Below are 4563 nucleotides of genomic sequence, written 5' to 3' on the forward strand. Positions count from 1 at the left end.
TTTGTCCGAAGACATTTAAGAATCCATGTCACTTTGAGTGCCCACACAGATTGTCTGATAAATTGTTAAAGAGCAGTGCCGCTTCGCTTTTCGCTGCGGCGCGGGGTGTGCATATTACGCTTTCCCGCTTCAGAGTCAAGCATTAATTTTGCTTTTCTCTGCCGAAGCTCCCGGAGGTGCTTCGCTGACGGGCCGGTGTGTTTGCCGTTGTGCCGTGTCAGTGGAGGCGCATTATAGGGAGTTATTCCGTGCTGACAAGCATAAATTTAAAATAATTTACCAAGCGCACGCTTTTTCACCAATCTGCTGCTTGTTACGCCACATAATGCTTCAAATGCTGTTTTTACCGCCGACTTCAGCCACAAATGGCATACTTGAAAGCGTGAAAAAGATTAAGGAACAGCATTTATGAAATTAAGTGCACAGCAGCTGGCGGCTCAAAAGAACCTTTCATATGTGCTGGCAGAGAAATTGGCGCAGAAGATTTTACAGGGTGTCTATGCACCAGAAAGCATCCTGCCTGGTGAAATAGAGCTGGGCGAGCAATACGGCGTAAGCCGAACTGCGGTACGGGAGGCAGTAAAAACACTGACGGCAAAAGGTATGGTGTTACCCCGTCCGCGTATAGGCACGCGCGTGATGCCTCAGAGTGACTGGAACTTCCTTGATAAGGAATTACTTTCATGGTGGATGACAGAAGACAACTTCCAGGATGTCGTGCAGCATTTCCTTGTTATGCGCAGTAGTCTGGAGCCTCAGGCATGCTTACTGGCGGCAACTCAGGGCAGCGCTGAACAAAAAGCACAGTTGAATACTCTAATGGAGGAGATGCTCTATCTGAAGCAGAACTTTCAACGCGATCGCTGGATAGATGTGGATATGGCCTGGCATGAACTCATCTATAAAATGAGCGGCAATCCCTTCCTGACCTCTTTCGCAACATTGTTTCAGTCGGTCTACCATATTTACTTTACTTCTATTACGCATAATGAAGTTATCAAACTTGAATCGCATCAGGCTATTGTTGACGCTATTCAGGACAGCGATGGTCATCGGGCGCAGCTTGCCTGTCAGGCGCTATTAATTGCGCCGAACCGCTCGCCAAAAACGAAGGAGTAAGCATGACCAGGAAAAAAGGAATTAGCATGGCCGGTTTGCCGTGGATTGCGGCAATGGCCTTTTTTATGCAGGCGCTGGATGCCACCATACTCAACACCGCTCTCCCCGCCATTGCGCAAAGCCTTGATCGCTCCCCGTTAGCCATGCAATCGGCCATAATTAGTTATACGTTAACGGTCGCTATGCTTATCCCGGTCAGCGGCTGGCTGGCGGATCGTTTCGGTACCCGCCAGATTTTTATGACGGCGGTCAGCTTGTTTACGCTCGGCTCCCTGGCCTGCGCGCTTTCAGGCTCTCTCACCGCGCTGGTTATCTTCCGCATCATTCAGGGCATTGGCGGCGCGATGATGATGCCAGTGGCGCGCCTGGCATTATTACGGGCTTATCCGCGCAGCGAACTTCTGCCGGTACTCAATTTTGTGACGATGCCCGGCCTGGTCGGTCCGATACTCGGTCCTCTGCTCGGTGGCGTGCTGGTTACCTGGGCAAGCTGGCACTGGATCTTCCTGATTAATATTCCGATCGGCATCGCGGGGCTGTTTTATGCGCGTAAATATATGCCGAATTTCACCACGCCCCGGCGCAGCTTTGATATGAGCGGCTTTCTTCTTTTTGGCCTGGGGCTGGTACTGTTCTCCAGCGGCATGGAGTTATTTGGTGAGAAAATTGTGGCAACGTGGATTGCGCTGACCATTATCGCCCTGAGTATCCTTTTATTGCTGAGTTATATACGCCATGCCCGCCGTCATCCGAATCCGCTTATTGCCCTGCCGATATTTAAAACGCGGACCTTCTCCGTTGGCATCGCCGGCAACCTCGCAACGCGGCTGGGTTCAGGCTGCGTTCCATTTCTGATGCCGCTGATGTTGCAGGTCGGCTTTGGTTATCCGGCGCTGATTGCCGGATGCATGATGGCTCCCACAGCGATAGGCTCCATTCTGGCGAAGTCGATGGTGACGCAGGTACTTCGGCGGCTGGGCTATCGTCGTACGCTGGTTGGCATTACCGTGTTTATCGGGCTGATGATTGCGCAATTTTCGCTGCAGTCTCCCGCGTACCCCATTTGGCTGATGCTTCTCCCACTATTTATTCTGGGAATGGCCATGTCGACCCAGTTTACGTCGATGAATACGATTACGCTGGCCGACCTGACCGATGAAAACGCCAGCAGCGGTAACAGCATGCTGGCTGTGACCCAGCAGCTATCGATCAGTCTGGGCGTCGCTATCAGCGCGGCGGTACTTCGCTTTTACGAAGGGTTTGATAACGCCAATACGGTGGAGCAGTTCCACTATACCTTTATTACGATGGGCGCAATCACGATACTTTCCGCTGCCGTATTTATGCTGCTACGACCAAAAGACGGACGAAATCTGATAAAAGAACGTCATTAATTTCGCGTAGAGCCACGAACCACCAGCTCCGGTGTAAGCTGAACTCGCTGCTGTTGCTGATCGGGCTGCGCCATACGATGAATAAGCACGTCAATGGCCAGCTCGCCCAGTTCATCTTTTGGCTGATGGATCGTGGTCAGCGGCGGCGTCATATAGCGCGCCAGCTCAATATCGTCATATCCCACAATAGCCATGTCTTCAGGAATATGTTTGCCCGCCTGGTAAAGTGCCTGGTAGGCTCCTACGGCCATAGCATCATTCCCGGCAAATACCGCTTCAGGCGGAACCGGATGCGCGAGCAACTGCTGCATTGCGGTAAAACCGCCGCCAAATTCAAAATTACCGGTAATTTCGTATCCTTCCGGGATCGCAAGCCCGGCCCGGCGCATGGCTTTCCGGTATCCCTCAAGACGCAGGCGAGCTGGCGTTTTATCCAGCGGTCCGGTCAAACAACCAATCCGGGTGTAACCACGGTCAATTAAATGCTGCGTCGCTACATCGCCCCCCAGCAGAGAGTTATCCTGAATCAGATCGCTGTCACCATCGAAGGGTGCCCAGTCCATCATCACCGTAGGAACGGAGGGATAACGCTGCATAATCTCCTGCGAAGGCTGATGAGTTTCGGTACACAGTAGCAGCAGACCATCGACGCGTTTTTGCATCAGCGTTTCAAGGTTCTGATTCATCCGTTGCTCATCACCCTCAGTATTACATAGCACCAGGCTATAGCCACGTTCAAAACAGCTACGCTCAACCCCGCGTACCAGCTCGGAATAAAAAGGATTGGTACTGGCGGTAATGAGCATCCCGATGGTACGGGTTTGGTTTAATTTCAGGCTTCGCGCCAGTGCAGAGGGCGCATAGTTGAGGGTTTTGATCGCGGCAGTCACTTTGTCAGTAATAGCTTCACTGACAAAGCGATCTTTATTAATAACATGAGACACCGTTGAGGTGGAAACGCCCGCCAGGCGGGCAACATCCTTCATGGTAGCCAATCTTTACTCCTGCTGATGCAAAAACTGGTCGATCTCTTCCCGCCATGGCACAGACGGCTGCGCGCCTTTACGTGTAACGGCAATCGCCGCCGCCGCGTGCGCAAAACGAATCGCCTCTGCCAGCGGTTTTTGTTCCAGCAGCGCCGTGATCAGCGCGCCGTTAAAGGTGTCTCCTGCTGCGATGGTATCAACCGCGTTGACTCTGAAGCCCGGAACGCGCTGGCCTTTGCCTTCCACACTGGCCCAGACGCCACGGCTGCCCAGCGTAATAATGACCGTTTTGATGCCTTTATCATGTAACGCCTGTGCCGCTTTCGCTGCGTCGTCATCATTTTCAACGCGAATACCGGTCAGCTTTTCTGCTTCGGTTTCGTTTGGCGTAATAATATCCACCAGCGCCAGCAGTTCATCCGGTAACTCGCGGGCGGGCGCGGGATTAAGCGCAACGGTAGTCTGATGCTGATGGGCAATTTTTGCCGCCGCCAGAACGCTTTCAATCGGTGACTCAAGCTGCATCAGCAGGGCTGACGCCTGAGCAATTCTCTCCCGCTGAGCCTCCACCAGTGCAGGAGAGAGCGCAGCATTGGCTCCCGCATGAATCCCGATCACATTCTCGCCTTCGCCATTCACGAAGATTAGCGCCACACCAGTACACTCGCCCGCAATGGTGCTGACAGGTTCAACATCTATATTATCGCTCACCAGCTGCGCGCGAATGCGCTCTCCGGTGTCATCATCGCCGGTACAGGCGATAAATGCGATCCTGGCACCGCTACGTCCGGCTGCTACCGCCTGATTTGCCCCTTTACCGCCAAACGCGACCTGATACTGATTGCCGGTAACCGTTTCGCCGGGGGCGGGAAAGGCAGTGAGATTAAGAATGTGATCGGCATTAATGCTGCCAAGAACAACGAGATTGCCTGCGTTTTTCATGTCCGGAATGTCCCTTGAAGTGGGGGGGCGGGGGGCGGGGGGGGGGGGGGGGGGGGGGGTGTTTATTATTATGTTTTATTTAAAATATAAAAATAAAAAAGAAAATAATAGAGAGGATGAAA

At 52.7% G+C, this 4563-nt stretch carries 4 protein-coding genes; 2 read left to right on the forward strand and 2 right to left on the reverse strand.

Annotated elements, in window-relative coordinates; translation table 11 throughout:
* Window positions 1-408 precede the first annotated feature (408 nt).
* The gene (locus CHU32_RS27490; protein ID WP_103678822.1) at window positions 409-1119 is read left to right on the forward strand and encodes a FadR/GntR family transcriptional regulator; all 711 of its coding nucleotides are present in this window, start codon (window positions 409-411) and stop codon (window positions 1117-1119) included.
* Between the two features lie 2 nt (window positions 1120-1121).
* The gene (mdtD, locus tag CHU32_RS27495; protein WP_103678821.1) at window positions 1122-2513 is read left to right on the forward strand and encodes a multidrug transporter subunit MdtD; all 1392 of its coding nucleotides are present in this window, start codon (window positions 1122-1124) and stop codon (window positions 2511-2513) included.
* Here the strand turns inward: mdtD and rbsR are convergent.
* Both rbsR and rbsK read right to left on the reverse strand, forming a co-directional pair.
* Entirely contained in the window at window positions 2510-3508 is a 999-nt protein-coding gene (rbsR, locus tag CHU32_RS27500) for a ribose operon transcriptional repressor RbsR (protein WP_103678820.1), read from the reverse strand. The genes mdtD and rbsR overlap by 4 nt on opposite strands.
* A gap of 3 nt (window positions 3509-3511) precedes the next feature.
* Window positions 3512-4441 (reverse strand): ribokinase, encoded by a 930-nt coding sequence (gene rbsK, locus CHU32_RS27505; RefSeq protein WP_103678819.1) that lies wholly within the window; start codon window positions 4439-4441, stop codon window positions 3512-3514.
* Window positions 4442-4563 lie beyond the last annotated feature (122 nt).

Source organism: Superficieibacter electus, from assembly GCF_002915575.1.
In the GTDB taxonomy this organism is placed as follows: domain Bacteria; phylum Pseudomonadota; class Gammaproteobacteria; order Enterobacterales; family Enterobacteriaceae; genus Superficieibacter; species Superficieibacter electus.

Excerpts from the sequence above, each read along its gene's own strand:
- CHU32_RS27490 (WP_103678822.1), top strand. The coding sequence starts at position 409 with ATGAAATTAAGTGCACAGCAGCTGGCGGCTCAAAAGAACCTTTCATAT.
- mdtD (WP_103678821.1), top strand. The coding sequence starts at position 1,122 with ATGACCAGGAAAAAAGGAATTAGCATGGCCGGTTTGCCGTGGATTGCG.
- rbsK (WP_103678819.1), bottom strand. The coding sequence starts at position 4,441 with ATGAAAAACGCAGGCAATCTCGTTGTTCTTGGCAGCATTAATGCCGAT.